Annotated in this window: 20 protein-coding genes; 6 read left to right on the forward strand and 14 right to left on the reverse strand. The window is 61.8% G+C overall.

The window, feature by feature from the left end; translation table 11 throughout:
• Positions 1-173: 173 nt before the first annotated feature.
• On the forward strand, positions 174-1,589 hold the full coding sequence (locus AC1RQI_RS07495) for an aminotransferase-like domain-containing protein (RefSeq protein WP_481904247.1): 1,416 nt from the start codon (positions 174-176) through the stop codon (positions 1,587-1,589).
• A 61-nt stretch (positions 1,590-1,650) separates the two neighbouring features.
• Here AC1RQI_RS07495 and AC1RQI_RS07500 read toward each other — a convergent pair whose 3' ends face one another.
• Together AC1RQI_RS07500 and AC1RQI_RS07505 are read right to left on the reverse strand one after the other, a co-directional pair.
• Positions 1,651-3,189 carry a fatty acyl-CoA reductase gene (locus AC1RQI_RS07500; RefSeq protein WP_481904248.1) on the reverse strand — a complete coding sequence of 513 codons (1,539 nt, stop codon included), beginning with the start codon at positions 3,187-3,189 and terminating at the stop codon, positions 1,651-1,653.
• A 115-nt stretch (positions 3,190-3,304) separates the two neighbouring features.
• Positions 3,305-4,549: an AAA family ATPase gene (locus AC1RQI_RS07505; protein ID WP_481904249.1), complete on the reverse strand. Its 1,245-nt coding sequence runs from the start codon at positions 4,547-4,549 to the stop codon at positions 3,305-3,307.
• Between the two features lie 212 nt (positions 4,550-4,761).
• Between AC1RQI_RS07505 and AC1RQI_RS07510 the strand changes: the two genes are divergently transcribed.
• The 3 genes from AC1RQI_RS07510 (at position 4,762) to AC1RQI_RS07520 (ending at position 8,857) form a co-directional block, all read left to right on the forward strand.
• The gene (locus AC1RQI_RS07510; RefSeq protein WP_481904250.1) at positions 4,762-6,912 is read left to right on the forward strand and encodes an EAL domain-containing response regulator; all 2,151 of its coding nucleotides are present in this window, start codon (positions 4,762-4,764) and stop codon (positions 6,910-6,912) included.
• Positions 6,913-7,164: 252 nt separating this feature from the next.
• Positions 7,165-7,818, forward strand: a complete 654-nt coding sequence (locus AC1RQI_RS07515) for a class I SAM-dependent methyltransferase (protein ID WP_416634077.1) — start codon at positions 7,165-7,167, stop codon at positions 7,816-7,818.
• Positions 7,819-7,849: 31 nt separating this feature from the next.
• On the forward strand, positions 7,850-8,857 hold the full coding sequence (locus tag AC1RQI_RS07520; RefSeq protein ID WP_481904251.1) for a DUF2156 domain-containing protein: 1,008 nt from the start codon (positions 7,850-7,852) through the stop codon (positions 8,855-8,857).
• Here the strand turns inward: AC1RQI_RS07520 and murI are convergent.
• Positions 8,785-9,648 (reverse strand): glutamate racemase, encoded by an 864-nt coding sequence (gene murI, locus AC1RQI_RS07525; RefSeq protein ID WP_481904252.1) that lies wholly within the window; start codon positions 9,646-9,648, stop codon positions 8,785-8,787. The two genes, AC1RQI_RS07520 and murI, sit on opposite strands and share 73 nt — an antisense overlap.
• Positions 9,648-10,439, reverse strand: coding sequence for an NAD(+) diphosphatase (nudC, locus tag AC1RQI_RS07530; protein WP_481904253.1), 792 nt, complete (start codon positions 10,437-10,439; stop codon positions 9,648-9,650). The genes murI and nudC overlap by 1 nt, the downstream gene beginning before the upstream one ends.
• Before the next feature lie 115 nt (positions 10,440-10,554).
• On the opposite strand from nudC, the gene plsB reads away from it, so the two are divergent.
• The gene (gene plsB, locus AC1RQI_RS07535; protein ID WP_481904254.1) at positions 10,555-13,044 is read left to right on the forward strand and encodes a glycerol-3-phosphate 1-O-acyltransferase PlsB; all 2,490 of its coding nucleotides are present in this window, start codon (positions 10,555-10,557) and stop codon (positions 13,042-13,044) included.
• On the opposite strand, the gene AC1RQI_RS07540 is transcribed toward plsB, so the two are convergent.
• The 6 genes from AC1RQI_RS07540 to ppc all read right to left on the reverse strand — a co-directional run bounded on the left by AC1RQI_RS07540 (position 13,041) and on the right by ppc (position 19,234).
• On the reverse strand, positions 13,041-13,826 hold the full coding sequence (locus tag AC1RQI_RS07540; RefSeq protein ID WP_481904255.1) for a class I SAM-dependent methyltransferase: 786 nt from the start codon (positions 13,824-13,826) through the stop codon (positions 13,041-13,043). The two genes, plsB and AC1RQI_RS07540, sit on opposite strands and share 4 nt — an antisense overlap.
• The gene (locus AC1RQI_RS07545; protein ID WP_416634071.1) at positions 13,826-14,143 is read right to left on the reverse strand and encodes a hypothetical protein; all 318 of its coding nucleotides are present in this window, start codon (positions 14,141-14,143) and stop codon (positions 13,826-13,828) included. Before AC1RQI_RS07545 ends, AC1RQI_RS07540 begins: the two co-directional genes overlap by 1 nt.
• A 72-nt stretch (positions 14,144-14,215) precedes the next feature.
• Entirely contained in the window at positions 14,216-14,905 is a 690-nt protein-coding gene (tsaB, locus tag AC1RQI_RS07550; RefSeq protein WP_481904256.1) for a tRNA (adenosine(37)-N6)-threonylcarbamoyltransferase complex dimerization subunit type 1 TsaB, read from the reverse strand.
• A 9-nt stretch (positions 14,906-14,914) separates the two neighbouring features.
• The gene (gene adk, locus AC1RQI_RS07555; protein WP_481904257.1) at positions 14,915-15,571 is read right to left on the reverse strand and encodes an adenylate kinase; all 657 of its coding nucleotides are present in this window, start codon (positions 15,569-15,571) and stop codon (positions 14,915-14,917) included.
• Between the two features lie 95 nt (positions 15,572-15,666).
• Positions 15,667-16,581 (reverse strand): HDOD domain-containing protein, encoded by a 915-nt coding sequence (locus AC1RQI_RS07560; protein WP_481904258.1) that lies wholly within the window; start codon positions 16,579-16,581, stop codon positions 15,667-15,669.
• Between the two features lie 16 nt (positions 16,582-16,597).
• On the reverse strand, positions 16,598-19,234 hold the full coding sequence (gene ppc / locus AC1RQI_RS07565) for a phosphoenolpyruvate carboxylase (RefSeq protein WP_481904259.1): 2,637 nt from the start codon (positions 19,232-19,234) through the stop codon (positions 16,598-16,600).
• 106 nt (positions 19,235-19,340) lie between these two features.
• On the opposite strand from ppc, the gene AC1RQI_RS07570 reads away from it, so the two are divergent.
• Entirely contained in the window at positions 19,341-19,553 is a 213-nt protein-coding gene (locus AC1RQI_RS07570; RefSeq protein WP_481904260.1) for a hypothetical protein, read from the forward strand.
• A gap of 18 nt (positions 19,554-19,571) precedes the next feature.
• Here the strand turns inward: AC1RQI_RS07570 and AC1RQI_RS07575 are convergent, their stop codons facing one another.
• From AC1RQI_RS07575 to rlmD, 4 genes are all read right to left on the reverse strand, one after another.
• Positions 19,572-19,913, reverse strand: coding sequence for a type 1 pili tip component (locus AC1RQI_RS07575; protein ID WP_416634064.1), 342 nt, complete (start codon positions 19,911-19,913; stop codon positions 19,572-19,574).
• A 113-nt stretch (positions 19,914-20,026) separates the two neighbouring features.
• Entirely contained in the window at positions 20,027-20,875 is an 849-nt protein-coding gene (mazG, locus tag AC1RQI_RS07580) for a nucleoside triphosphate pyrophosphohydrolase (RefSeq protein ID WP_481904261.1), read from the reverse strand.
• 13 nt (positions 20,876-20,888) lie between these two features.
• Complete coding sequence (gene relA, locus AC1RQI_RS07585; RefSeq protein ID WP_481904262.1) at positions 20,889-23,129, reverse strand: GTP diphosphokinase; 2,241 nt, start codon at positions 23,127-23,129, stop codon at positions 20,889-20,891.
• Positions 23,129-24,478: a 23S rRNA (uracil(1939)-C(5))-methyltransferase RlmD gene (rlmD, locus tag AC1RQI_RS07590; protein ID WP_481904263.1), complete on the reverse strand. Its 1,350-nt coding sequence runs from the start codon at positions 24,476-24,478 to the stop codon at positions 23,129-23,131. The genes relA and rlmD overlap by 1 nt, the downstream gene beginning before the upstream one ends.
• Positions 24,479-24,520 lie beyond the last annotated feature (42 nt).

Here is a 24,520-nt window from a genome sequence, read left to right on the forward strand (position 1 = left end):
GACTAAGCCTTTTGCGCTCATGTCGCATTACAGCCCTCTCCCCATCACGAACCTATACGTCAGGAGCAACGGTACGCTCCCCTGAAAATCAGCACAGTTTCAGAATTAGCGACCTATATCGGCACAGTTTGAGTTTTGGTTAGACTGTACCTATCCAAAGGGGAGGTACTGTGATGACTCGTGATGGAACGCTCTACCAGCAGTTGGCCAACAAACTGGTTAGCCGCATTGAGCAAGCCATCTATGCACCGGGTGATCGCCTGCCGGGTGTGAGGGCATTAAGTGACCAGGAAGGCGTCAGCGTATCCACTGTTGTCTCCGCCTACCACTGGCTTGAAGACCAGGGTTATGCCGAAGCGCGGCCCCGTTCCGGCTACTACATTCGGGAGCGGCATGAGGAAAGGCTGCCGGAGCCCGGCCCCTCCCGACCGCAAAGCGCGCCCACCCCCATAACGGGGCAGGAAATGGTACTGCAACTGATGAAGGCCTCGCGTAACCCGGGCATTGTCCAGCTGGGAACCGCCGTTCCCGACACCAGCTTCCTGCCCCTGGCCGCCGTGGAACGGGCTGTTTCCCGGGTGGCACACCAACAACGGGCCGATGCTTTTGCCTATGAGGCGCCCCAGGGCGTGCCGGCACTGCGCCGTCAGATAGCGCGCCACATGGCCGGCTATGGCCACATGGCCAACCCGGACGACCTGATCGTGACCAACGGCTGTCAGGAAGCCGTCAGCATCGCCTTACGGGCGGTGACCAACCCAGGGGATACGGTCGCCATCGAATCGCCGACCTTTTACGGGCTGCTGCAGGTCCTGAACGGGCTGGGCCTTGAGGCGCTTGAAATCCCCACCGATCCCAAAGCCGGGATCTCCGTGGAAGCCCTTGAGCTCGCCCTGGAGCAATGGTCGGTCAAGGCCTGTGTGGTCGTCCCCAATTACAGTAATCCGTTGGGCTACTGCATGCCCGAAGCGCGACGCCGCAACCTGCTCACGCTCTTGCGCCACCACAACGTGCCGCTTATCGAGGACGACGTCTACGGTGATCTCGGCTTTACCCATTCAAGGCCCGGGCATTGTCGTTCACTCGCCCCGGAGGATGATGTCTTCGTGTGCTCGTCGTTCTCCAAAACCCTGTCACCCGGGCTTCGGATTGGCTGGGTCCTGCCTCCAAAGCCAAGATTCGAGACCGTTGAGTACATCAAGTATGTGAGCAACCTCAGCTCGCCAACCTCCCTCCAGCTGGCTGTGGCGGACCTTCTGGAGTCCGGCCGTTACCAGCGCCATCTAAGGGCCAACCGAGGCCAGTACGAAGCCGCTGTCACGCGCATGATGAACGCCGTAACACGCCTGTTTCCATCGGGAACCCGTGTCACACGCCCAGAGGGGGGCTTCGTGATCTGGGTGGAATTACCAGGGGACATCGACACCCTTGAACTGGCTGGCCGGGCACTGGAGCAAGGGGTCAGTTTTTCACCCGGCCCCATCTTCTCGGCCAACCGCAAATACCGGAACTGCCTGAGGCTTTCCTGTGCCTGCCGCTGGGACGGGCGCGTTGAGAAAGCGCTGGCCACCCTGGCCCGGATGCTCTAGCAACACGCTGGTTTGGGCCAGGCCGCCAGGCCGATGCCTGCCAGGCGGCAAAACCTCATGCTCAGGCAACCCGTTGGCGGTTCCCGCGCCGCTTCATACGATAGAGCTTACGCTCTTTCAGCGCGTACTGGTTCAAACCGGCCAGGTGAACGCCGCGGATATACTGGCGCCAGTTGATCCGGCGCGCATCCACGGGGAAAAGCCGGCGATCCTCATCGCCCATTCGTTGGGCCATTTCCAGAAGCCGGTCATTGTGGAACGTGTAGTCCGGACAGGAATAGAAGCCAAATGTGGTGGCCAGCTTCATCGTGGTCTGGAAATGCTCGACTGTCTTGAGCTCGGCATCACGGCCCAGCCACTGCAATCCGCGGCGTACCGCGTTAACCGGAATGCCGACACCGCGGCTGACCGTATCAAACAGGCGCCGGTTTACCGCCACAAAGGGCAGTTTGGGCTTGTGGTAGAACAGATGATCGTAAGCCTGATGGTTCTCCTGAGCCTCGGTCATCACATGATCAATGAACTCATCAAGACGCAGGGGGTTGGTGGAACCACTGCAGCACTGGTAAATGCGCAGGCGACCGGGCGCCTGCAACTGTTCCGCCAGCGACATAATGATGCCATTGGCCACCAGATCCGCCGGAATCACATCAATGACCCCCTTGCGCCGGCCCGGGAAGAACATGACATTCCCCCGGGCATAGGCCATGATAACGGCATCCGCCACCTTCACACCCTCTACCCAGCCGGGTACGGGCTCTTCATGCGTGCTCTCCACGATCGAAGGCCGCAGAATCGTCACGGAGCCACCACGCAGGTTGCGCGCCAGGATCTGCTCGCCGATCCACTTGGTCAGGGTATAGGTGTCATTCCAGCCCAGGCGGTTGGCCTCACGGATTCCCAGGTTGACCAGCTCCTCTTCCAGCTTCTGGCCACTGTAGAGACTGCGCAGATCCGCGATCCGGTCCTGCAGGGTGACGATCAGGTCCTCGACACGACAGGTTCCGTCCGGGTCCCGGGCAATGCCCCGCCCCGCTGGCGTCACCAGTTCTTCATGACGGTGGCCACGGTTGAAGCCATTGACGTAGCAGGTGGAAACCTGCACCAGCGGTATGTCCCCGGCTTCCTGCACCAGTTCGGTAATGTTGCGCAGACTCAGCGCGTTGATCGCCAGCGCCCGATCCAGCGGCTCGCGGAAGTCAACGCTGGCCGCCACATTGATAACAGCGTCCGTCTCCGCGGCCAGTTCCCGGAAGCGCGCTTCGGTCATCCCAAAGAAGGGTTCAGTGATCTCGCCGGTAACGCACTGGACCCGGCCGTCAAGGAAGTTCTCCAAGCGCTCTGGATCATCCACACGCAGCCTGTCGAAGACCGATGCAGTCGCCACGTCGCTGGCAAAACGCTCAGCGGCCGTACCATGGCGCCGGTTGCCCCGGATCAGCAGGGTCACCGCCCCGATATCCGGCACCTGCCGGATAAGTTTCTCCAGCACCACCTTGCCCACAAACCCGGTCACGCCGGTGATCAACACCCGCTTGCCCGGCAGTTCCCTGAGGACATTGGACTCATTGGTCTCTGCGTTCCGCTGTTGCGACTCCATGATCACCTCCTTGAAAGCGGGCCTCGGGTTCGTTGTCTGTGACTGAGTGTAACATTGAACAGGATCTGATCACTTGCCGGAACGTGATCATTTTCCCGAAATCAGCAAAGGAGTCTCAGTCCGTGTCCGGTGTTGAGACTGTCCCTTCCGGAGCTGTCTCTCCAGGCGCGTCACCCCCTTCCCCCAAGGCCCTGCCAGCTTCGGACTGAACGCCCTGTGGCGGCGTCACCACCCGGGCAAGCTGCTGGAAATGATCCGCCGCCGCCCGCCTGACGGCTACGGGCGCCTCTTCCCAGTTCATGGCAGCCAGGCCCGTCTGCAGGGCTTCCAGCGTATCCGAATCCACCGCTTCGCCCAGCACCTCCAGTACCCCCGTAATCAAGCGATACCGGGCCAGCGGCTCATCCTGGGTATGGCGCAGGTGCTCGGCCAGGGACGCAAGCCACTGCCGTTCGTCTCCAGACGTCTCCTCCGGTGCCTTGGATGGATCGTTCTGCTTCTTGACGCGACGCTGGACCAGTCGGGCCCAATACGCTGCGAACCCATTGGCCGGGGCGATCCCCTGGGAACAGCGCACGGCCAGCATATCCGCCAGTGTCCAGAACTGTCGGCAGGACGGGTCGTCGTGATCCATCATCGCAACAGGTCGCTGTGTGGTGATGGACTGGGCGATGGTCTCATCACGCCAGATGGCGCCCAGATAATGCAGCTGCACACCGATGTAGCGGGAAACGGCGGTGGCGAACCGTCGAAAGATCGTCTGTGCCTCGGTCGCTCCGCGTGCCATGTTGACGATGACACTGGGCGTGCGCCGGTAGCCCTTACGGTGAAGCACCTTAACCAGGGAAAACGCATCGGTGAGGGAGGTAGGATCAGGGGTGATGACAAGGGCCGCCAGATGGGAAGCCGCCACCATATGCAGTGCCGACGAACTCAGGCCGGCCGCGGTGTCGATAATAACCCGGTCGTAGCCCTTCTCAAGGGCACTCAACTGCGTCAGGAAATCCTCGCGCCGGCCAGGGTCAAGATCCAGGCAACCAGGCACGCCGGAAGCCCCCGGGAGAAGATCCAGGTTGTCGGAAACCGGCACCGCGACCTCCTCCAGCGTACGTTCTCCCAGCACCACGTTTTCAAGTGTCATACCGGGATACAACCCAAGCATCACATTGACGTTGGCGAGTTCGACGTCCCCGTCGAGAAGCAACGTTCGGTGGCCCTGGCGTGCCAGCACCAGGGCCAGATTCAGTGCCACCTGGGTCTTGCCGACGCCGCCCTTGCCTCCGGTAATCGCCATGGTGAGCGGCACCCGGGACGCGGCTCCCGGGCCCTCAACTGCGCTGGAGCTGTTGTTATCATTCATTCCGGCACCGCCGATACTCCCAACCGCATCGGCTCATTGTACGCCGGCTGACCAGGCCGGGACAGTCCCGCCCCGCCCTGAAGCCGAGCAGCAACCACAAGATTTGACGTTCTTTTTTGCAGCGTTTAGTGAAGATGCGCTTACAACTATTTCATTAAAAAATACATTCGATTACGATCTGAGCCCTGAAACCGATCACACCGGCTTCCGTCATGGGTCCACAAAATAACGATAACGGGAATAAAGCGGGCGCAACGCCTCTGCTCATTGTCGACGATGACCCAGAGGTCTGCCGCAGCATCCAGAAACTGCTGGCAAGCCAGGGATACCGGACCGAAACTGCGTTCAGCGGCAATGACGCCTGCACAAAACTGGCCCACCACCACTACGAGCTCGTCCTTCTGGATCTCCGTCTTCCGGACATCAGTGGGCACGAGGTCATGGCCTTTATGGACCGCAACAGCATCCAAGCCGCCATTGTGGTCATCAGCGGCGATACGGCCTTCCACACCATCAGCCGGGCCCTGCGCCGCGGTGCCTACGATTACCTCCGCAAGCCCTATGATGCTGAGGAACTGACCGCGACCATCGAAAGTGTCCTGGAAACACGACAGCTGGAACAGTGCCACGAAGAAGCACAGACCCGTCTGCGCAGGTCGGAGCAGCTCCACCGCTGCATCGTCAACAGTTCCCCGGATATCGTGTTCATGCTTGACCGCCAGGGGCATTTCCGCTTTCTCAACAGCAAGGTGGAGTCGCTGCTTGGGTACCAGGCCGAGGACCTTGAAGGCCGCCATATCCGCCACCTTATTGCGGAAGAGGATGTTGGCCGGGTGGAGTGGGCTTTTCAGGATCCAGCCATCAGCGCCGATAATCCAAGAACCATTGAAGTCAGGCTCAAGTCCCGGGGCAGTCCCCGTGGCAACCGGCACTTCGAGGTTACGGCCTTTCCCATGGAAGAGGACGTCGCCAGCAACGGCGACCCCGTTCGCCAGATCTACGGAACCGCCCGCGACATCACCGAACGCAAGGAAGCAGAAGCGTTCATCAATTTCCAGGCGTATCACGACCTGCTCACACGGCTGCCTAACCGGGCCCTGTTCAAGGACCGCCTGGGGCTGAGCATTTCCCAGGCGGAGCGCAACAACCAGAAACTCGCGGTCATGTTCATCGACCTGGATCGCTTCAAGGTGGTGAACGACAGCCTGGGGCACGCCATGGGGGACCGGCTGCTGCAGGCCGTCACCCAACGGCTCGAGGGCTGTCTGCGCCAGGGCGACACCCTGTCGCGCTTCGGCGGCGACGAATTCACCCTGCTTCTGCCCGAGATCCGGAATGCCGATGACGCCCGCACCATTGCCCGCAAGTTGATGGAAGCGCTCAGAAGCCCGTTCAAGCTGGGTGAACACGAGGTGTATGTGGGCGTCAGCATCGGTATCGCCCTGTATCCGGACTCCGGCCACAAGCTCGAAGAGCTGATCCAGCAGGCCGATGTGGCCATGTACCACGTTAAGGGTCGTGGCAAGGACGGCTACCAGTTCTACTCCGCCTCCATGAACGTGAATACCACCCACCGCCTGGGCATGGAGCGGGATCTGCGCCGCGCCCTTCAGGCGGGAGAGCTCAGGGTGTTCTATCAGCCCCAGATCTGCCTGCGGACGGGGCTTTGCCGTGGCCTTGAAGCCCTGGTCCGCTGGCAGCACCCTACCCGTGGACTACTGCATCCAGGTGCCTTCCTGCCCCTGGCCGAAGAAACCCGCCTGATCGGCGACGTCAGTGAATGGGTTCTGGCGAACGCTTGCCGGGAGATGGGCCCGTGGCTGAACGAAACGGATGAAGCCATCCGTCTGTCCATCAACTTCTCACCCGTGCAGGTGGAACATCCGCGTTTTGTGGAGCTGCTGCTCCAGAAACTCAAACACTACAGCCTGCCCCCGCAGTGCCTGGAAATCGAGATCACTGAAAACATGATCATCAGTGACCTGGAACAGATCAGCCACAAATTGAACCAGCTCTCCAGCTACGGCATCCGCATCGCCATTGATGACTTCGGAACCGGCTACTCATCCCTCAATTACCTCCACCGCCTGCCTATTCACACGCTGAAAGTCGACCAGAGCTTCGTGCGCAACATCCGCCATGGTGAGGAAGGCGCCTGCATCGTCAATGCGATCACCGCCATGGCCCGTGGCCTCCGGCTCGATATCGTGGCCGAAGGCGTGGAAACCCATGACCAGCTCACCTATCTGCGTGAACTTGGATGTGACAGCGTCCAGGGCCACTACTTCAGCGAACCACAGCCCCGGGATCAGCTCGCCCTCTCCGGGGCGCTATCCACGCCCTTTTGTTACACCGTCGGCTGACCGGCCAATACCATCCCGGCTGCCCAAGCACCGCAATAACCATCAACATCGGCCCAAAAATCCATTATTGATTGTCTAACGATCTTACTAAATACCTGATTCATACTGCCTTTTTCGTATTTTCGTTAACTTGTGCAACCTGAAACTGCGGTCTGTTCCACAGAGACGCCATCCGCATGTCTATAGCATGGAGCCTGAATCCGGTGGCCAGAGCGGCCCCCCAAACCCGTTTCAGGAGTGGCAGTACGGACCATGCAGGACAAATACAAAATCGTTGGCCCCGTTTATGATTTCCTGAGCAACCTGTACAGCGGCAAGAGCATTCAGGACTGCAAGACGGCCATGCTCCATTCCGGGAATGTCAGCCCTGGAGACCGCGTACTGATTGCCGGCGTCGGCCATGGCCGTGATGCTCTGAGGGCGGCCGAACTGGGGGCCGATGTCACCGTGGTCGATGTCTCGGAGACCATGCTCGCCAAGTTCCGGGAACTGCTGGCCAATGAAGCTCCCCACTTGGCGGTGCACACGGTCCACGATGACATCATGGCGATCACCGACCACGAACAGTACGACATGGTGGTGGCGAATTTCTTCCTCAATGTGTTTGACCGGCCTACGATGGTTGAGGTCCTCCGGCACCTGGTCAGCCTCGGCAAACCCAGAGCCCAGCTGGTGGTGGGCGACTTCATCTACCCCACCGGTAACCCTCTGGCTCGGCTGTTCAAGAAGGGCTACTGGTACATTGCCGCCTGTTTCTTCTGGCTGTTCACCGACAATGCCTTTCACGGCATCTACAACTACCCGGCCTATCTCGAAAGCCTGGGCCTGGAAATCCGTGACAAGAAACGCTTCTCGCTGCTGAACATTCACTGCTACTGGTCAATTCTGGCCGAGAAGCGCGGCTGAGCCTGCGCACACAACAATAAGGAGTCCAGCCATGACGCAGCAGACCCTGGTCCTCGACAGACTCCGGGACATCCCGGAAGGCCCCATCACCTTCTCCGAAAGGGTGGCATTGCTCAAGCAGTACGGCTCCCACTCACAGTCGTTTTCCACGCTGCAGCCGGGTATGCAGTATTTCGATGTACCCGGTGTTGGCTACATCAGCTACATGAAGAAGTGGGGCCTCAACTTCGTACTGTCGGACCCGGTCTGCGCCCCGGAACATCGGGAACTGATGCTGTCGCGCTTCGAACAGCGGGTATCCAACGTGAGTTATGTCCAGGTTTCACGGCCGGTGATGGAAATCCTCTCGCAGCGTTTTGGCTACTATGGCACCCAGTTTGGGGCCGAATCCCGCGTGGACCTGGCGCAGTGGTCACTCAAGGGCAAAAAGAAACAGGTCATACGGACGGCCCTGAATCAGGCCCGTGAGGCTGGGATTACTGTCCAGGAACGCTTCAGCGATGACCACACCCGTGAGATATCGGATGCCTGGATCCGCACCCGCCAGTGCAAGAGCCAGGAGATCCGTTTCCTGATCCGGCCCATGGACATGGAATACCGGGAGAATGAGCGCCATTTCTATGCCTACCAGGACGGCAAGGCGGTGGGCTTCATCTACTTTGATCCGGTCTACGAGCGCAACGAGATCGTCAGCTACGTACCCAACATTTCCCGGGCCAACGCCAATTTCCGGCAGGGAATCTTCTACACCATCATGGCGCATGCCATGGAAACCTTCCAGGCAGAGGGAGTGCCCCGGCTCGACCTTGGCCTGATCCCGCTGCACCTGTCTCCGGAAACGGAGCCCCAGGAAAGCCGCATCCTCAAGAGTGTGTGCCGCAAGCTCTATGAACATGGCAACCGCTTCTACAACTTCAAGGGACTGGATTTCACCAAATCCCGGTTCCGTGGCGAGATCGAGAAAACCTACTGTTGCCACAAGCCGGCGTTGCCAATGCTCGAATTTCTGGCCGTGTTCAAGCTGACACGGCTGATCTGAGGACTATGTGAACCGAGGGGGGGATTGTTTGCCGCCAGCCATCGGCCCAGGCCACTGGGTGGCTCGGCGGTAAACAGAAAGTTGCTGGCGCCCGTGCCGGTGCCTCCCCCTTCAACGCCACCCTCTTCCAGAAGCTGGCCCACCCGGCGCGCGATGGCATCCCCGGAATCAACCCAGTAGGTAACGCCGGGCAGGGCCCGCACCAGCGATTCACGGATCAGCGGAAAATGGGTGCACCCGAGAACCATGGTGTCCACCTCGGCGCCCATCAACGGCGCCAATACCGACCGCACCCGTTGCTCATCCGCCTGACCCTGCGCCAGCCCCGCCTCGGCCAGGCGGACCAGTTCCGAGCTCCCCAGCCGCAGCACTGTACAATCCGACGCGTATTCGTCGATCAATGACGCCAGGTAGGGCCGGTCAACAGTCCCCGGTGTGGCGAGTACGCCCAGTCGACGGTTGCGGGTGAGTGCTGCCGCCGGCTTGATGGCCGGGACCACACCCACAACCGGTAGAGTCAGACGCGAGCGCAGGGCCGGGAGCACCACCGTACTGGCCGTATTACAGGCAACCACCACCAGATCACAACGCCAACGGGCCAGGGCCGTCTCCACCAGAGCGACACAGCGCGCCACCACCTCGTGCTCGGGCAGGTCCCCGTAGGGGAAGCCGGCGTTATCCCCGGCATAGACCAGATCCGCATGGGGCAGCCGGCTCCGGATGGCACCCGCGATACTGAGTCCGCCGATGCCGCTGTCAAACAAAAGCACCCGTGGACAGGCCTGCCGCATCAGACACGCCCTTCAGTGAACGCCTGGATCAGCCGCCCGGCGATGGTCCAGTCTCCGGGCACCCGTGGCAGGGAGTCCCGATGAAACCACTCCAATGCCACCAGTTCATCCTCAGCCCTCTGTACCGGCCCACCCGCGAACCGGGCACTGAAGCCAAGCATGAGCTGGTGGGGAAAAGGCCAGCTTTCCGAGCCCTGATACCGGAGCCCCGCCAACTGGACGCCGGTTTCCTCGAAAACCTCGCGTACGACAGCGGATTCCGCCGACTCCCCCGGTTCGATGAAACCGGCGATCAGCGTCCACAGATCCGGCGGATGGCGAGGGCTGCGCCCAAGCAACAACCAGTCCCCGTCATGGACGGCCACGATCACACAGGGTGACACCCTGGCGTAATGACGATGATCGCAATGGGGGCAGTAAAGCGTGTATTCGTGTTCATACCATTGGGTGGGGCGACCGCAACGGCCACAGAACGCATGGTCCCAAACCCACTGCAGCCGCTGACGAGCCGCCCCCAGGGCTGCGCGTTCGGCAGGTGACGCGTGGGGATAGATGGAACGCAGACTCTGGCCTTCAACACCGCGGACATGCACCGCGTAAAGCCTGTCCCGGCCCAGACAGCCAACTGGCAGCAGTTCCCCGGCGGCAGAGGGCAGTTCACGGGGGCTGTGAAACAGCGCCCCACTGACTGCGGGGAGAAGGTCCAGCGCATCACTGAAAACCGCCACCCGTTCACGTTCGGGAGTGGCAACAGCCCAAGGGTCGGCAACAAAATCGGTCAGGTTATCCATGTCAGGCACTATAATCAGCCCTTGCCACAGCGGCAAGCAACGGGACTTTGCCGACCGTTGCGCGACGCGTAAACTTGGCGCACACCTGAGACAACGGATCCAAAACGGAGTAGGCATGGCGTCCCTGAAAGGCCCTGGCAACCTGATCCTGACCCTTCTGCGCAAACTCATGTACCTTTGGGTCCGCAGCCGCGTTCTGGATGCCGACCGGGACAAGCTCGGCCTCGACCCGGAAAAACCGGTGTGTTACGTGCTCCAGTACAGCTCCCTGTCGAGCCGGCTGGTTCTGGAAGAAGAGCTCAAGCAGGCCAACCTGCCCCGGGCCGAAAAGCGCTCCCCCCTTGGCGAAGGCCTCAAGCATTCCTTCTTCTTTCTCTACAAGCGACGCGGCGGCCTCCGCCGGCTCCGCCAGACGCCGGTCCCCACGGAACGGTTTGAGGCCCTGGTGGCGCAGGGGTGGCGCACCGGTGCGGACGTGCAGATCGTACCGGTTTCCCTTTTCTGGGGCCGGTCTCCCGACAAGGAAAAATCACTGCTCAAGATCATGCTCTCGGACAGCTGGTCCGTTACGGGTCCGCTACAGAAGTTCTTCACCATCCTGATCCATGGCCGCAACCTCTTTGTTCAGTTCAACCGGCCGCTGTCACTGCAGGAAGCGATCACCGACGCGCGCAGCGAATCCGTCGCCCAGCGCAAGCTGGCGCGCATCCTGCGGGTGCATTTCCGGCGCGTACGCAAGGCCGTTATCGGCCCTGACCTGTCCCATCGTCGAACCCTGGTCAACTCACTGGTGCGCAGTCAGCCGGTCAAGGACGCCATACGTCAAACCGCTGAACACGAGTCCATCCCGGAGGCCCGGGCACGGGAACGCGCCCTCAAATACGCGCACGAGATCGCCTCGAACTTTTCCATAGCCACCATCCGTTTTCTGGAAGTGGTCCTGGGCTGGCTCTGGAACCGACTCTATGACGGCATCCGCGTCAACAACATTGAAACCGCCCAGCAGGCAGCACGCGACAACGCGGTCGTCTACGTACCCAGCCACCGTTCACACATTGACTACCTCCTGTTGTCGTTCGTGCTCTACAAGAACGGCTTGATGCCGCCGCACATCGCGGCGGGCATCAACCTGAACATGCCGGTGGTGGGCCCATTGCTGCGCCGTGGCGGGGCTTTCTTCATGCGCCGCAGCTTCCGGGACAACCCACTGTATTCGGCGGTTTTCAACGAGTACATGCACGTCATGTTCACCCGCGGCTTTTCCGTTGAGTACTTCATCGAAGGCGGACGCAGCCGCACAGGCCGCACCCTTCAGCCCAGGCCCGGCATGCTGTCAATGACAGTGCGCAGCTTCCTGCGCGACTCGCGCAAGCCCATTGTGTTCGTCCCGGTGTATTTCGGTTATGAAAAAGTCCTCGAGGGCCGATCCTACCTGGGCGAACTCCAGGGCACCCAGAAAAAGAAAGAAGGACTGATCGGGCTGATTGGTTCCGTCCGCAACCTCTGGCGTTCTTTCGGTCAGGTGTCCGTCAACTTTGGCACCCCCATCAAGCTGGCCAGTGTCCTGGACGAACAACAGCCCCAGTGGCGGGAACAGACCTACAACAAGGACTTCCGGCCCGACTGGCTACCGGAGGTGGTCAATACCCTGGCCCGGCGCACAGTAACGCACATCAACGAGGCCGCCGCCCTGAACCCGGTCAACCTTCTGGCCACCGTCATGCTGGCAACCGATCGCCTGGCCATGGACGAACAGCTTCTGGCCCGGCTGATGGAAGATCTGTGCAACCTGTTGCGCCAGCAGCCGTACAGTGACCGCATCACCTTTCCGGAAGGTTCCGGGGAGGACTGGATCGCGTATAACGAAGCCATGGGCCAGATCGTGCGCCGCAAGCAGAAGCTCGGCGACATCATTCTCCTGGAAGGCCGCCACGCGGTGCTGATGACCTACTACCGCAACAACGTCCAGCACCTGTTCGCCATTCCGGGCCTGCTGGCCAGCCTGTTCCAGAACAACAACTCGCTGCAGCGCGAGCGGCTGGTTTTCCTGGCACGGGCCATCTACCCCTATATCCAGTCCGAACTCTTCCTTCGCTGGTCCACGGAAGCGATCGACAGCGTCCTGGAGGCCTGGATCGACCGGATGGTGGCGGAAGGCCTGCTCATCAGCGAGGGCACCCTGCTGCACCGTCCAGAGCCCGGAACGGCGGACGCCGTGCGGCTGGGAGTGCTGTCCAACGGCATGATCCAGACGCTGCAGCGCTACTACCTCAGCATCGCGATTCTGAAGCGCTTCGGACCCAATGCCCTGACGCCCGAAGAACTGGAAGAACAATCCACACTGCTGGCCGAGCGAGTGGCCGTTCTGTTCGGTCTGAGCGCACCGGAGTTCTTCGATAAGACCCTGTTCCGGAATTTCATCGCCAACCTGCAGGCGAACGGCATCCTGACCACCGATGAGGACGGGCGGCTGGCGTGGCGTTCAGGTCTTGAGGAAGTGGCCGAGGAGGCCCGGCTGGTCCTCAGCTCGGAACTGCGCCAGTCGATCCTGCAGGTGACCAACGTCAGCGTCCCGGCCCCGGAAAACGAACGTAACCAGTCCTAGGGCAAAGCCTTGAGACTGTAGACGTCGAAGCGACTGCTGCGTCCCTCAACAGCAGTGGCAGGCGCGGGGCCCGGCAGCGGCACCGCGCGGCGCGGGCGCTTGACCACGACACGATGGCGGGCCGCGACCAGGGCCGCCTCCAGCAGTACGGCGGCATCCTCATCATCGCCTACTACGGACCGTGCAAGCTGCATTTCCTTGCGCACGGCAGCGCTGTTGCGCTTCTCCGGAAACATGGGATCCAGGTAGACCACATCCAGCGCATCCGGGTGATGGTGGAACCAGCGAGTGGCGTCCCCACGTTCGAGCTGCATACGGCCCAGGCGCTCCAATAATGCCGGTTCCTGTTGAGCCCGGGCCATACCATCCGCAAGCAGTTCCGCCATTACAGGGGAACGCTCGAACAGCGTCAGCTCACACTCATAACCGGCCAGAACCAGCGCATCCTCCCCCAGCCCCGCCGTGGCGTCGGCGAGCTGCAGCGGCCGCGAGGCCCTGGCCACGCCAACCGCCTTCACCAGAAGCTCCGCGCCGCCCTGGCGGCGACGGTGGCCACTGCGACCTGTCACCCAGTCAACCCGCACCGGTCCCGGCGCTTTCTTGCCAGTGGCTTGCAGCTGGATCCCCTCATCACTCACCCAGAGAACGACGGCGGGGCTCGCCAGCCTCGCGGGCCGCGCCACGGGCTCGGACAGGCAGCTGAGTCCGAGCCGCTGCGCCAGGGCAGCAGCACTGGGAAGCCATTCTGCTGCAGCAGCAGCCACCTGGAGTTCGGAATCCATCAAATGCGCACATCCACGCCGACCAGCTCCACCTCGTCACCAGCAGTGCTACTGTCGATGCGGTCATAGGCACTGAGAGCTTCCTGGTTGCGGAGCGGCAGATGGTTGGTCTCAAGGGTACGACGGGGGCGCACGACCTCCGGCTCACCAGGCGCCTCGGCGCGCCTGGGGCTCGCCTCAGCCGTTGACTGGCGGGACGCATCGCGGGCATTGGCAACGGCGTCGTCCTGCGGCAGTTGCCTCGCCTGTTGATCAGGCCGCCTCGCTGGATCCGGAGCTGGCGGTAGGGGTGTGTTTCCGGATAGACCACCGACCATGGAACTCACCGCCCGTCATTATCGAGTACGGAACAACCAGTACACAGTATAGACACTGAACAGCCTACCTGCTCACCCGCCGGTCTGCCACGCTACATCGTCCCGCAGGTAAACAGGCTGGACAGCTTCCGCCTCAACCCATTCGCCCTGTTGGAGGAGAACGGCTCCCAGACGGGCGATCGCGGTCGCTTCCGGCACCACCTCAGTCCTGACGGCCTCCAGGCGGGCGAGGACGGCTTCCGGGATCGCATCCCGCAACAGCCAGCCATCTCCAATGCCCACGTACGCCTCAGCCCCCACGGGTAACGCCACCCCGGAAGGCGCGACGAGCGAATCCGGCACCACGGCGTTCATCGCGCCATCCGGAGCCCCCTCGTAGATCGCCCAATAGAGTTCCCCCATACGGGCATCCCTGGCCACGGCTACCCGGCTCGCTCCCTCAGTACCGCCAGAGACCGCATGGGCCATGGCCCGCAGCGATGACACCGGCACAACCGGCACCCGGAGCCCGAAGGCCAGCCCCTGAACCAGCCCGGCCGTCACCCTCAGACCCGTGAACGACCCCGGCCCTGCCCCGAAAGCAAGCGCATCCAGATCGCCCAGGCCCAACCCGGCCTGCGCCAGGAGTCCGTGGATCATGGGTTCAAGCCGGCGGGTATGAGCGCGGGGCTCGTCACTGTAATCCGCAAGCACGTTGCCCCCATCCAGAAGGGCAACGGAGCCCCGGCCGGCACTGGTATCGACAGCGATCAGCCGGGTCATGGCAGGTCCTCAGCCCTTAAGGGCGGCAAGAATCCGGTCGCGAATGGCCTCGGTGGAACCGACACCCTCAATCCGGACGTAATGGGGCGAATTCTCGGGATCCTGTGTTTCCAGATCCTGATAGAACTTCACCAGCGGCTCGGTTTCATCACGATAAACCTGGAGGCGCTTGCGTACTGTCTCTTCCTTGTCATCTTCGCGCTGGACCAGGGTTTCCCCGGTCTCGTCGTCTTTCCCCTGCTCCTTCGGCGGCATGTGCTTAACATGGTACACACGGCCACTGGGCTCATGGATACGACGCCCGGAAAGACGCTCGACAATCTCTTCATCATCCACGGCAATCTCGACGACATAGTCGAGCTTGATGCCTTCATCCCGCAGGGATTGCGCCTGCGGAATCGTACGCGGCACCCCGTCCAGCAGATAGCCATTGCTGCAGTCATCCTCAGCGATGCGCTCCTTGAGCATCCCGATGATCAGGTCATCGGACACCAGTTGACCAGCGGCCATAACCTCTTCCGCTTTCTTGCCCAAGGGGGTACCGGCCTTGACGTGGGCGCGGAGCATGTCCCCCGTGGAGATCTGGGGGATACCGAAAGCTTCGGTAAGGTACGCAGCCTGGGTTCCTTTTCCGGCTCCCGGCGGGCCGAGCAGAATGATACGCATACTGGTTGCTCCCATTGGCTTTCAGCCCCCTGAACAGGGGACGGACGCTTGAAAAATTGAAAGGTCATTATACGTGGTAGACCGTATGTGGCAAATCAGGCCGCAAGCCCGCGGGCGAGATCCTCGATCTCGGCGCTGACCTCATCAACGGTACCCAGCAACTGCTCCAGCTCCTCCTGGCTCAGACCCAGTGCCCGGGCTGGAGCCTCCGGATCCGCCGGGGTCTGTTCGTCGCCGATACCACGCTGTTTCAGCAGTTCATTGGCAAGCTGGACGCAGTGCACATAGGACTCGTGCCGGCCCTGATAGTGGTGGGTCTCATGCATCCCGGCAACGGTCACCACAGGATCGGGCATCTCCCACAGATGCAACAGAAGCCCCCCGGCACTGGCATGCCCTACCCGCAGAGGGGTGCCGTCGTCCTCCGCTTTCGCATTGAAGACCCTCGCTTCGAGCTCCGCCAGAGCCACATCCGGTTCCGCTTCACAGGCTTCCCGGAGCTGGCGGTAGTCCTCGGGGAACAGGTGCCCAATCAGCAGCAGCCCCAGGTTGTGCAGCAGACCACACAGATAGGCCAGTTCCGGATCCGGGCGTTGCGCAGTATGGCGCGGAATACTGCGAACGATGGAAAGAGACAGGCGGGCACAGTGCAGTGAATGGTGCCAAAACGCCTCCAGCCCCAGGCGCCCGGAACGCGGCAGATCAAAACTGCGGGAGGCGGCAATGCCCACGGCCAGGTGGCTGACCCGGTCAAACCCAAGCACACGGGTTACCGCCTCCTGGACGCTGTGCAGCTCCCCCCGGTAATTGAAGAGCGCGGAACGCGCATAACGCAACACCTGGGCAGCCAGGCTCGGGTCCCGTTCAATCACCCCGGCCAACTCCGCGGCGGTGGTCTCAGGCCTGGCTGTCATCTGCATCACCCGTAAGGCAATGGCGGGCATGGGCGGCAAGCGGTAAAGCTGCTGCACCCGCGCCGCCAATGCGTCCATATCCGGCTGTTCCGTCATCCATTCTCCCCTGATTTCAGCCGGTATTGCGCATACCAGCCGCGATCCCGGCCATGGTTACTTTCATGGCCTCCTCGACGTTTTCCGGAACCTGCCCAGCCGCATCGCGATCACGCTGCAACAGTTCCGCCTGAAGGTAATGAAGCGGATCCGTATAGGTGTTGCGAACCCTCATTGAATGGGCAAAATCCGGCTGCTCAGTCAACAGCTCCTGTTGCCCCTTGAGGCGGTTCACATAGTCGATGCACCCTCTCAGGCGTTCCCGCAGGGTCTCTCCCAGGCCACGAAGATCCGGCTCCACCAGCTTTTGCTCATAATAACTCACGATCCTCAGATCCGCCTTAGCCAGCACCATTTCCAGCATATCAATATGCGTCCGGAAGAAGGGCCAATCCCGGATCATCTCTTTCAGAACCGGCTCATCGCCATTCGCAAGCGCTTTCTCCAGAGCCGCATCACTGCCCAGCCAGGCGGGCAGCATCAGCCGCATCTGGGTCCAGGCGAAGATCCAGGGGATGGCCCTGAGGCTCTCGACGCCGCCGGTGGGCCTGCGCCGCGCCGGGCGACTGCCCAACGCCAGCTTGCCCAGCTCCTGTTCCGGCGTGGCCTGGCGGAAATAGGTCACGAACTGGTCCGTCTCGCGCACGAGCCCACGATAGGAGCTCACCGCCTCCTCACTCAGCGAATGCATCATCTGGCGCCATTGTGGCTTCGGCTCCGGCGCCGGCGCCACGGTCGCCTCAAGCACGGCGCTGATATAGAGGTTGAAACTGCGACGGGCCACGCGCGGGAGACCGAACTTGAAGCGGATCATTTCGCCCTGTTCGGTGACCCTGAGACTGCCATTCACCGAGCCCGGGGGCTGGGAGAGGATCGCCCGATTGGCGGGGCCACCGCCACGACCAACAGTCCCACCACGACCATGGAAAAGCGTCAGATGCACCCCGTAATCCGAAGCTACCTGGGTCAGCGCCTCCTGGGCCTGATACTGGGCCCAGGCCGCCTTCATCTGGCCCGCATCCTTGGCCGAATCCGAATAGCCGATCATAACCTCCTGCCGGCCCCCGGTATAGTCGCGATACCAGTCCAACTCAAGGAGCGCCCTCAGGGCCTCCGGCGCATGATCCAGATCCGCCAGGGTTTCGAACAGCGGCACGATGCGCATGGGGTGGTCCATGCCGGCTTCACGCAACAACAGGATCACAGCCAGGACATCCGAGGGCTGAGCGGCCATGGAAATCACGTAGGAGCCCAGCGCGGCCGGCGGGTGCTCGGCGATCACGCGGCACGTATCCAGAACCTCACGGGTCTCTTCGGATGGGTCCCAGTTGCGCGGGACCAATGGGCGCCGGCTTTCCAGCTCCCGGATCAGGAACGTCTGACGCTCAGCCTCACTCCACTGCTCATAATCCCCCAACCCAAGCCAATCCACGATCTCGCCAATGGCAGAGGCATGCCGGGATGCCTCCTGGCGCACATCAAGACGCACCAGCTCCAGCCCGAAGCAATGGGCGCGCCGCAGCGTATCCAGTAGGGGACCCCGCGCGACCGATTCCATGCCACAGGCCACGAGCGAGTCGTAGCACAGCTGAAGGGGTTCGATCAGTTCCGAGGAATCCAGCATCACCTCGGGCGAGGGCTCGGCATTGCCCTGTACGGCCTCCTCGGCCCAGTCCCGGGTGGCCCGCAGGCGATCGCGCAGCTCGGAGAGCAGGGCCCGATAGGGTTCACGATGACCGCCCACCCGCTGCTGAAGCTCGGAAGAGGCCTCCCACATGGAAAGCTCCGCCCGCAGGTCCTGGAGGTCACGCAGGAACAGATCCGCTGCCATCCAGCGACTGAGCAGCAGGACTTCCCGGGTTACCGAGGCGGTCACGTTGGGGTTCCCGTCCCGGTCCCCTCCCATCCAGGACGCGATGCGTATGGGGCTGGCCTCGATCGGCAGCCCCTCGCCCGTATGCGCCTCGAGCGCGCCATCCAATTCACGCAGAAAATCGGGCAGTGCCTGCCACAGGCTGTTCTCCACCACCGCGAACCCCCAGCGCGCCTCGTCCACGGCCGTGGGCCGCTCATGCCGGATCTCGTCGGTGTTCCAGGCCTGAGTGATCAACTGGCGCAGACGCCCCACCTCCTGTTCCCGTTCTTCCGGGAGCAGGTCTTCGGTATCCAGGCGCTGGAGGCAGGCGGACATCTCGTCATATTTCATGATGAGGGTTCGCCGCGCTACTTCAGTCGGGTGGGCCGTCAGCACAAACTCCATGCGCATGTCGCGCACGCATTCGTGCAGCCGTGACGGCGCCACTCCCTGTTCGGCCAGGCGTGCCAGGGTCCCGTGTACGGATTCATCCGGCCCCTGCTCAGAGGGCTCGCGATGGCGCCGGATCCCGTGGTACTGCTCCGCCAGGTTGGCGAGGTTCAGGAACTGGTTGAACGCCCGGGTCACAGGCACCAGCTGATCATCGCTCAAGCTGGCCAACAGTTCGGCCAGGCGCTGGCCGGAACCACTTTCCTGCATCCGGTCAGCCTTGGCCGCCTGGCGCACGGCTTCAACCCGTTCATACCATTCCGGGCCCGGCTTTTCCCGGATGCAATCACCCAGGATCTCACCAAGAAGACGGATGTTTTCCCTGAGAGCGGGATGCAGTTCGGTCATGACAACGTGTCCCCTTCGCTGCGGGCAATACCAGCGGCTCCATGCTACGATAAAGCCGTATGAATGCCCTTAGTATGACCCATCATAACCGGAGCGACGCAATACCATGAAAATCGCAGACCTGCCTAAGCACTGGGAAGCTGGCAAAGAGACAGCGGATGACGGTCAGCACGAGTACGAGGTGAACGTCACACTGGAAGACGCGGCACGGCTGCGCGCGCTGGCGGAACTCTATCCGGACTACTCGGAGGAGGAACTGTTACGGGATCTTCTTAACGCAGCGCTGGCCGACCTACCGGACCCCGGGCGCCAGAAGTAGTAGACGGGGGCGCCGTCATCACGCTACGCGTGAGGCGCCACCCTTGAGCTCGCGCATGTACTTGCGGGAGAGGTTGAGAAAACGGGGCGTCATGCCGGCGTCCTCGTAGATCTCAAACCCATCCTCGTCCCGGGCCACAACGCGACTGCCTTCACGGTAGGGAAAGCAGACCTCAAGATCGGTCAATGCGGCATTGATCAGGTCGCGCAACAACTCTTCGCGCGATTTGAGGGGATACTGCTGGGCTAATGCTTCAAGCCGCTGCTCGCTTTCCTCCGGAAGCCGTACCGTCACCTGCTCATCGGCCAGCCGGCCGCGCGCATGCTGCTCCCAGTGATTGACGAGTTGTCCAAGCCGCATAGATTACTTCTCCGTTACTGTCGCCCTATATCCGAACAGTATAGTCCATCCAGGCCCGGACTGAGAGGCAATCACGGTCATGGATTGTACTTATTCTGACCAGCCCAGTGGCCTCAGGTCTCCGCGTCCGACGCTTTTTTGGCCTGGCGCCAGGCGGCTTCCAGGGCTTCGATATCGCGACCTTCAAGGCCTTCGCCTTCGGCCTGCAACTGCTTTTCCATACACCGGAAGCGGCGCTCGAACTTGTGGTTCGCCCGGCGCAGCGCCTGCTCAGCGTCCACTCCCAGAAAGCGGCTGAGGTTCACCGCCGCGAACAGGAGGTCGCCCAGTTCGTCCTCCGCCTGGTCCCGATCCTCCGGGCCGGACTGATTCCGCCAGGCAGCCTTCAGTTCATCCGCTTCCTCGTGAAGCTTATCGAACACCATGCCGGTCTCCGGCCAATCGAACCCCACCTTCGACGCGCGCTTCTGGAGCTTGGCCGCTCTCTGGAAAGCGGGCAGTCCCGGCGTTACATCATCCAGGGCACTGCCCGGCTTCTCCGGTGCCCCCTGCTCTTGCTTTTCTTCCGCCTTAATGCGTTCCCAGTTCACGCGCACATCCGCCTCGGTCATGCCATTGGCATCACCAGGGTGGCTGTCGAGTGTGCCATCAGGAAAGATATGCGGGTGACGCCGGATCATCTTCCGGGTCACGCCATCGACCAGATCACTGAAGCTGAAACGCCCTTCCTCCCGGGCCAGCTGGGCATAGAACACCACCTGGAACAACAGATCACCCAGCTCATCGGGCAGGTGATCAAAGGCGCCACGCTCGATGGCGTCCGCTACTTCATAGGTTTCCTCAATGGTGTGGGGCACGATAGTGCGGAAATCCTGCTCAAGATCCCAGGGACATCCCTGCTCCGGGTCCCGGAGACGCGCCATCAGGGTCAGAAGGTCATCCATGGAATAGGTTCTGCTCATGGGCTCACTCCGGTCAGGCTTCACGATGCCGGTAGACATCGATGACGTTGGGCAACTGGCGGATGGACGCCAGCAGGCGCGACAGCTGATCGATGTCACTGATCTCCACGGTCAGCGTCGTGCTGGCTGTCAGGCTCTCGCTGTACGTTTCGGTCTGCATGGACAGCACATTGAGCTTACGGTTGGCCAATACCGAGGTGATGTCGTTCAGCAGCCCGGCCCGGTCATAAGCCTCAACCTCAACGGTCACCGGGTAACGCGCCTCGGGTTCCGCTCCCCAGTCCACATCAATGATGCGACTGGCTTCTTTCTGGCGCAACTGAACAAGGTTTGTGCAATCGTCCCGGTGTACGGTCACCCCTCGCCCAACCGAAATATAGCCAACGATGGCGTCGCCGGGAACGGGCGTGCAGCACTGGGCAATGACGGTTTTCAGGTTGCCAACGCCTTCAATATGAATATCGGGATCTTTCTTGTCCTTCTCGCTGCGCCGCCGCGTCAACCGCAGGTCGAGCTGACGATCAGACGGTTCCAGGATCCGTTGGGCCGCTTTCACTACCTGGGCGGGTTTGAGATCGCCGGCCCCGATGGCCGCGTACATATCAGTGGCCGAGCTGTAATTGACCTTTTGCGCCACCACGTCGGGGTCAAGATCCCGCAGCGACAGTCGGCCCAGCTCATCCTCCAGGACCGCCTTGCCATCGGCAATGTTCTGCTCCCGGTCCTGCATCTTGAACCAGCGGGTTACCTTGGCGCGGGCCCGGGAAGTCTGGATATAGCCCAGACCGGGGTTGAGCCAGTTCCGGCTCGGAGCGGCCTCGCTGCCGCGCAGGACGGTCACCTGGTCCCCCGTGCGCAATGTGTGCGTCAGAGGCACGATGCGGCCATTGACCTTGGCGCCGCGGCACGCATGGCCCACCTCGGTATGCACTTTATAGGCGAAATCCAGTGGTGTGGCACCGCTGGGCATATCCACCACATGGCCTTCGGGGGTCAACACATAGATGCGTTCACTGCTCACGTCGCGGCGCAGCTGCTCCACCAGGCTCTCGTTATCGCCCAGATCCTCCTGCCATTCAATGACCTGGCGGAGCCAGTTGATCTTGGCCTCGTAGGCGGCCTCGGAGCCCCCTTTCTCGGTCCCCTTGTAACGCCAGTGGGCGCACACCCCCAGCTCCGCATCCTCATGCATGGCATGGGTCCGGATCTGCACTTCCATGGTCTTGCCCTCGGGCCCGACCACGGCGGTGTGCAGGGATTGATAGCCGTTCTGCTTGGGATTGGCGATGTAGTCGTCAAATTCGTGGGGAATATGGCGCCACAGGCCGTGCACCACACCGATGGCGGCATAGCAGTCGCGCACTTCCGGTACAAGCACACGCAGGGCGCGAGTGTCGTAGACTTCCGAAAAGTCGATGCCCTTGCGCCGCATCTTGCGCCAGATGCTGTAAATGTGCTTGGCACGCCCGGCCACCTCGGCCTCGATGCCCGCATCACCCAGGGCCCCTTTCAGGATTTCCGCCACCCGCTGCACATAGGCATCCCGGTCAACGCGCTTCTCGTCCAGTAGCTTTGCAACCTTCTTGTAGGCCGACTCATGCAGGTAGCGGAAGGACAGATCCTCCAGTTCCCACTTGATATGACCGATGCCCAACCGGTGCGCCAGGGGCGCGTAGATGTCGAACACCTCGCGAGCCACACGGAGCCGCTTCTCCGGAGGCGCGTCCTTGACCGCGCGAATGGCACAGGTGCGCTCAGCCAGCTTGATCAGGGCAACGCGTACATCATCCACCATGGTCACCAGCATGCGGCGGACATTGTCCTGCTGGCCCTGGGCCTGCCCCAGCACATTGCCCTTGAGCGGCGTATGCAGGGTTGAAATCACGGCCATCTGGAGCACGCCATCGATCAGCTGAGCAATGGTCTCACCAAACTCGTTGTGCACCGCTTCCAGTGTCATGCGCTCTTCGCGCACCGCCCGATACAGGACCGCTGCCACCAGCGTCTCCTGGTCCAGACGCAGCTCCGTCAGGATCTGGGCCATCTCAAGACCGGTAAGAAAACTGCTTGCGCCAGGCGCCCAGAGGCGATCCTCACGCACGGCCTTGCGGTCGATGGCCAGGCTGCGCCGACAGGCACGGATCAGGGTCTCACGGTCCTCCAGGGGATGCTGGGCATCAATATGATCGACCCACGCCCCAATATCCACGCCGCCATCCGCGGTACTGGCGTAGTTTGTCCGGACCTTCACCATCAGTGCGACTCCCGCTCGAACAGGGCCATGGACTCAACATGGGCGGTGTGCGGGAACATGTCCATGATCCCGGCGCGTACCAGCCGGTAGCCATTGGCCACAAGAATGCCGGCGTCCCGGGCCAGGGTCGACGGATTGCATGAGACATAGACTATGCGTTCAACACCGGCCCTCGAGAGATGGCGAACCACATCTTCGGCCCCCGAGCGCGGCGGGTCGATCAATACCCGGTCAAAGCCTTCCGCTGCCCAGGGCTCGGCGGTAAAATCCTGCTGCAGGTCGGTTGCCCTGAAAGTTGCATTGGCCAAACCATTGCGCTCGGCATTCTCGCGACCACGCTGGACGAGCGCTTCCTCGCCCTCAACACCGACCACCTCGCCAGCCTGGCGCGCCAGTGGCAACGAGAAATTACCCAGGCCACAGAACAGGTCCAGCACCCTGTGATGGGGTTCCGGCGCCAGCCATGACAGAGCCTGGTTGATCATGCGCTCGTTGATGGCCGCATTGACCTGGGTGAAGTCCATGGGATGGAATCCCAGCGTCAGATCCCAGTCCGGCAGCCGGTAGAACAGGCGATCCGGGCCGTCACCCGGATGCGGCCAGAGGCGATGGACCGTATCCGGTCCCTTGGGCTGGAGATAGATCTGCAGGCCATGACTCTGGCCAAACTCACACAGCCGGTTTTCATCCTCCGACGTCAGAGGCTCCAGGTGACGCAGCACCAGGGCCGCCTCCTCATCGCCGCAAGCCACTTCGATCTGGGCCAACCGATTGTAGACGGAAAGATCGGCAATCAATGACTTAAGGGCTTCGATGCGCTGCCCCACGCGCGGATCCAGTACCGCACAATCGTTGATGGCGGTAATGAAACTGCTGCCCTTTTCCCGGAAGCCAACCAATACCTCGCCGCGCTTGGTCACATACCGCACGCCCAGACGGGCCTTGCGACGGTAACCGAGCGTTTCGCCCGTCAGCGGTTCAGCCCACTGCTCCGGCTCAATGCCACCAAAGTGGGCGAACTGTTCAGCAAGCGTTGCCGCCTTAAGCCGGACCTGCGCCTGCGGAGCCAGATGCTGCAGACTGCAGCCACCGCAGAGTCCTGAATGCGGACAAGGCGGTGTAACCCTCTCAGCGGAGGGATTGGCCTCCACCTCCAGCGTCCGCAGCGTGTCAAAGCGACGGCGCCGATCCAGGAAGCGTGCCTGGACCTGCTCGCCGGGCAACGCGCCATCCACGAACGCGGCCTTGCCCTCAATACGGGCCACGCCACGCCCGTCATGGCTGAGGCTCTCAATCTCGATACTCACGGGTTCTGCGGGGATGCGCGGACCACGCCGGCGTCGGCTCATGCTGGACTACCCTGTAGAAAAATAACATTGCTGGTTGGACGC

This window comes from Salicola sp. AFF1, assembly GCF_056783195.1.

Excerpts from the sequence above, each read along its gene's own strand:
- AC1RQI_RS07520 (WP_481904251.1), top strand. The coding sequence starts at position 7,850 with ATGACGCAGCAGACCCTGGTCCTCGACAGACTCCGGGACATCCCGGAA.
- AC1RQI_RS07570 (WP_481904260.1), top strand. The coding sequence starts at position 19,341 with ATGAAAATCGCAGACCTGCCTAAGCACTGGGAAGCTGGCAAAGAGACA.
- rlmD (WP_481904263.1), bottom strand. The coding sequence starts at position 24,478 with ATGAGCCGACGCCGGCGTGGTCCGCGCATCCCCGCAGAACCCGTGAGT.
- AC1RQI_RS07545 (WP_416634071.1), bottom strand. The coding sequence starts at position 14,143 with ATGGTCGGTGGTCTATCCGGAAACACACCCCTACCGCCAGCTCCGGAT.
- relA (WP_481904262.1), bottom strand. The coding sequence starts at position 23,129 with ATGGTGAAGGTCCGGACAAACTACGCCAGTACCGCGGATGGCGGCGTG.
- plsB (WP_481904254.1), top strand. The coding sequence starts at position 10,555 with ATGGCGTCCCTGAAAGGCCCTGGCAACCTGATCCTGACCCTTCTGCGC.
- tsaB (WP_481904256.1), bottom strand. The coding sequence starts at position 14,905 with ATGACCCGGCTGATCGCTGTCGATACCAGTGCCGGCCGGGGCTCCGTT.
- AC1RQI_RS07500 (WP_481904248.1), bottom strand. The coding sequence starts at position 3,189 with ATGGAGTCGCAACAGCGGAACGCAGAGACCAATGAGTCCAATGTCCTC.
- AC1RQI_RS07505 (WP_481904249.1), bottom strand. The coding sequence starts at position 4,549 with ATGAATGATAACAACAGCTCCAGCGCAGTTGAGGGCCCGGGAGCCGCG.
- AC1RQI_RS07510 (WP_481904250.1), top strand. The coding sequence starts at position 4,762 with ATGGGTCCACAAAATAACGATAACGGGAATAAAGCGGGCGCAACGCCT.
- mazG (WP_481904261.1), bottom strand. The coding sequence starts at position 20,875 with ATGAGCAGAACCTATTCCATGGATGACCTTCTGACCCTGATGGCGCGT.
- AC1RQI_RS07560 (WP_481904258.1), bottom strand. The coding sequence starts at position 16,581 with ATGACGGAACAGCCGGATATGGACGCATTGGCGGCGCGGGTGCAGCAG.
- murI (WP_481904252.1), bottom strand. The coding sequence starts at position 9,648 with ATGCGGCAGGCCTGTCCACGGGTGCTTTTGTTTGACAGCGGCATCGGC.
- AC1RQI_RS07575 (WP_416634064.1), bottom strand. The coding sequence starts at position 19,913 with ATGCGGCTTGGACAACTCGTCAATCACTGGGAGCAGCATGCGCGCGGC.
- nudC (WP_481904253.1), bottom strand. The coding sequence starts at position 10,439 with ATGGATAACCTGACCGATTTTGTTGCCGACCCTTGGGCTGTTGCCACT.
- AC1RQI_RS07495 (WP_481904247.1), top strand. The coding sequence starts at position 174 with ATGACTCGTGATGGAACGCTCTACCAGCAGTTGGCCAACAAACTGGTT.
- adk (WP_481904257.1), bottom strand. The coding sequence starts at position 15,571 with ATGCGTATCATTCTGCTCGGCCCGCCGGGAGCCGGAAAAGGAACCCAG.
- AC1RQI_RS07515 (WP_416634077.1), top strand. The coding sequence starts at position 7,165 with ATGCAGGACAAATACAAAATCGTTGGCCCCGTTTATGATTTCCTGAGC.
- AC1RQI_RS07540 (WP_481904255.1), bottom strand. The coding sequence starts at position 13,826 with ATGGATTCCGAACTCCAGGTGGCTGCTGCTGCAGCAGAATGGCTTCCC.
- ppc (WP_481904259.1), bottom strand. The coding sequence starts at position 19,234 with ATGACCGAACTGCATCCCGCTCTCAGGGAAAACATCCGTCTTCTTGGT.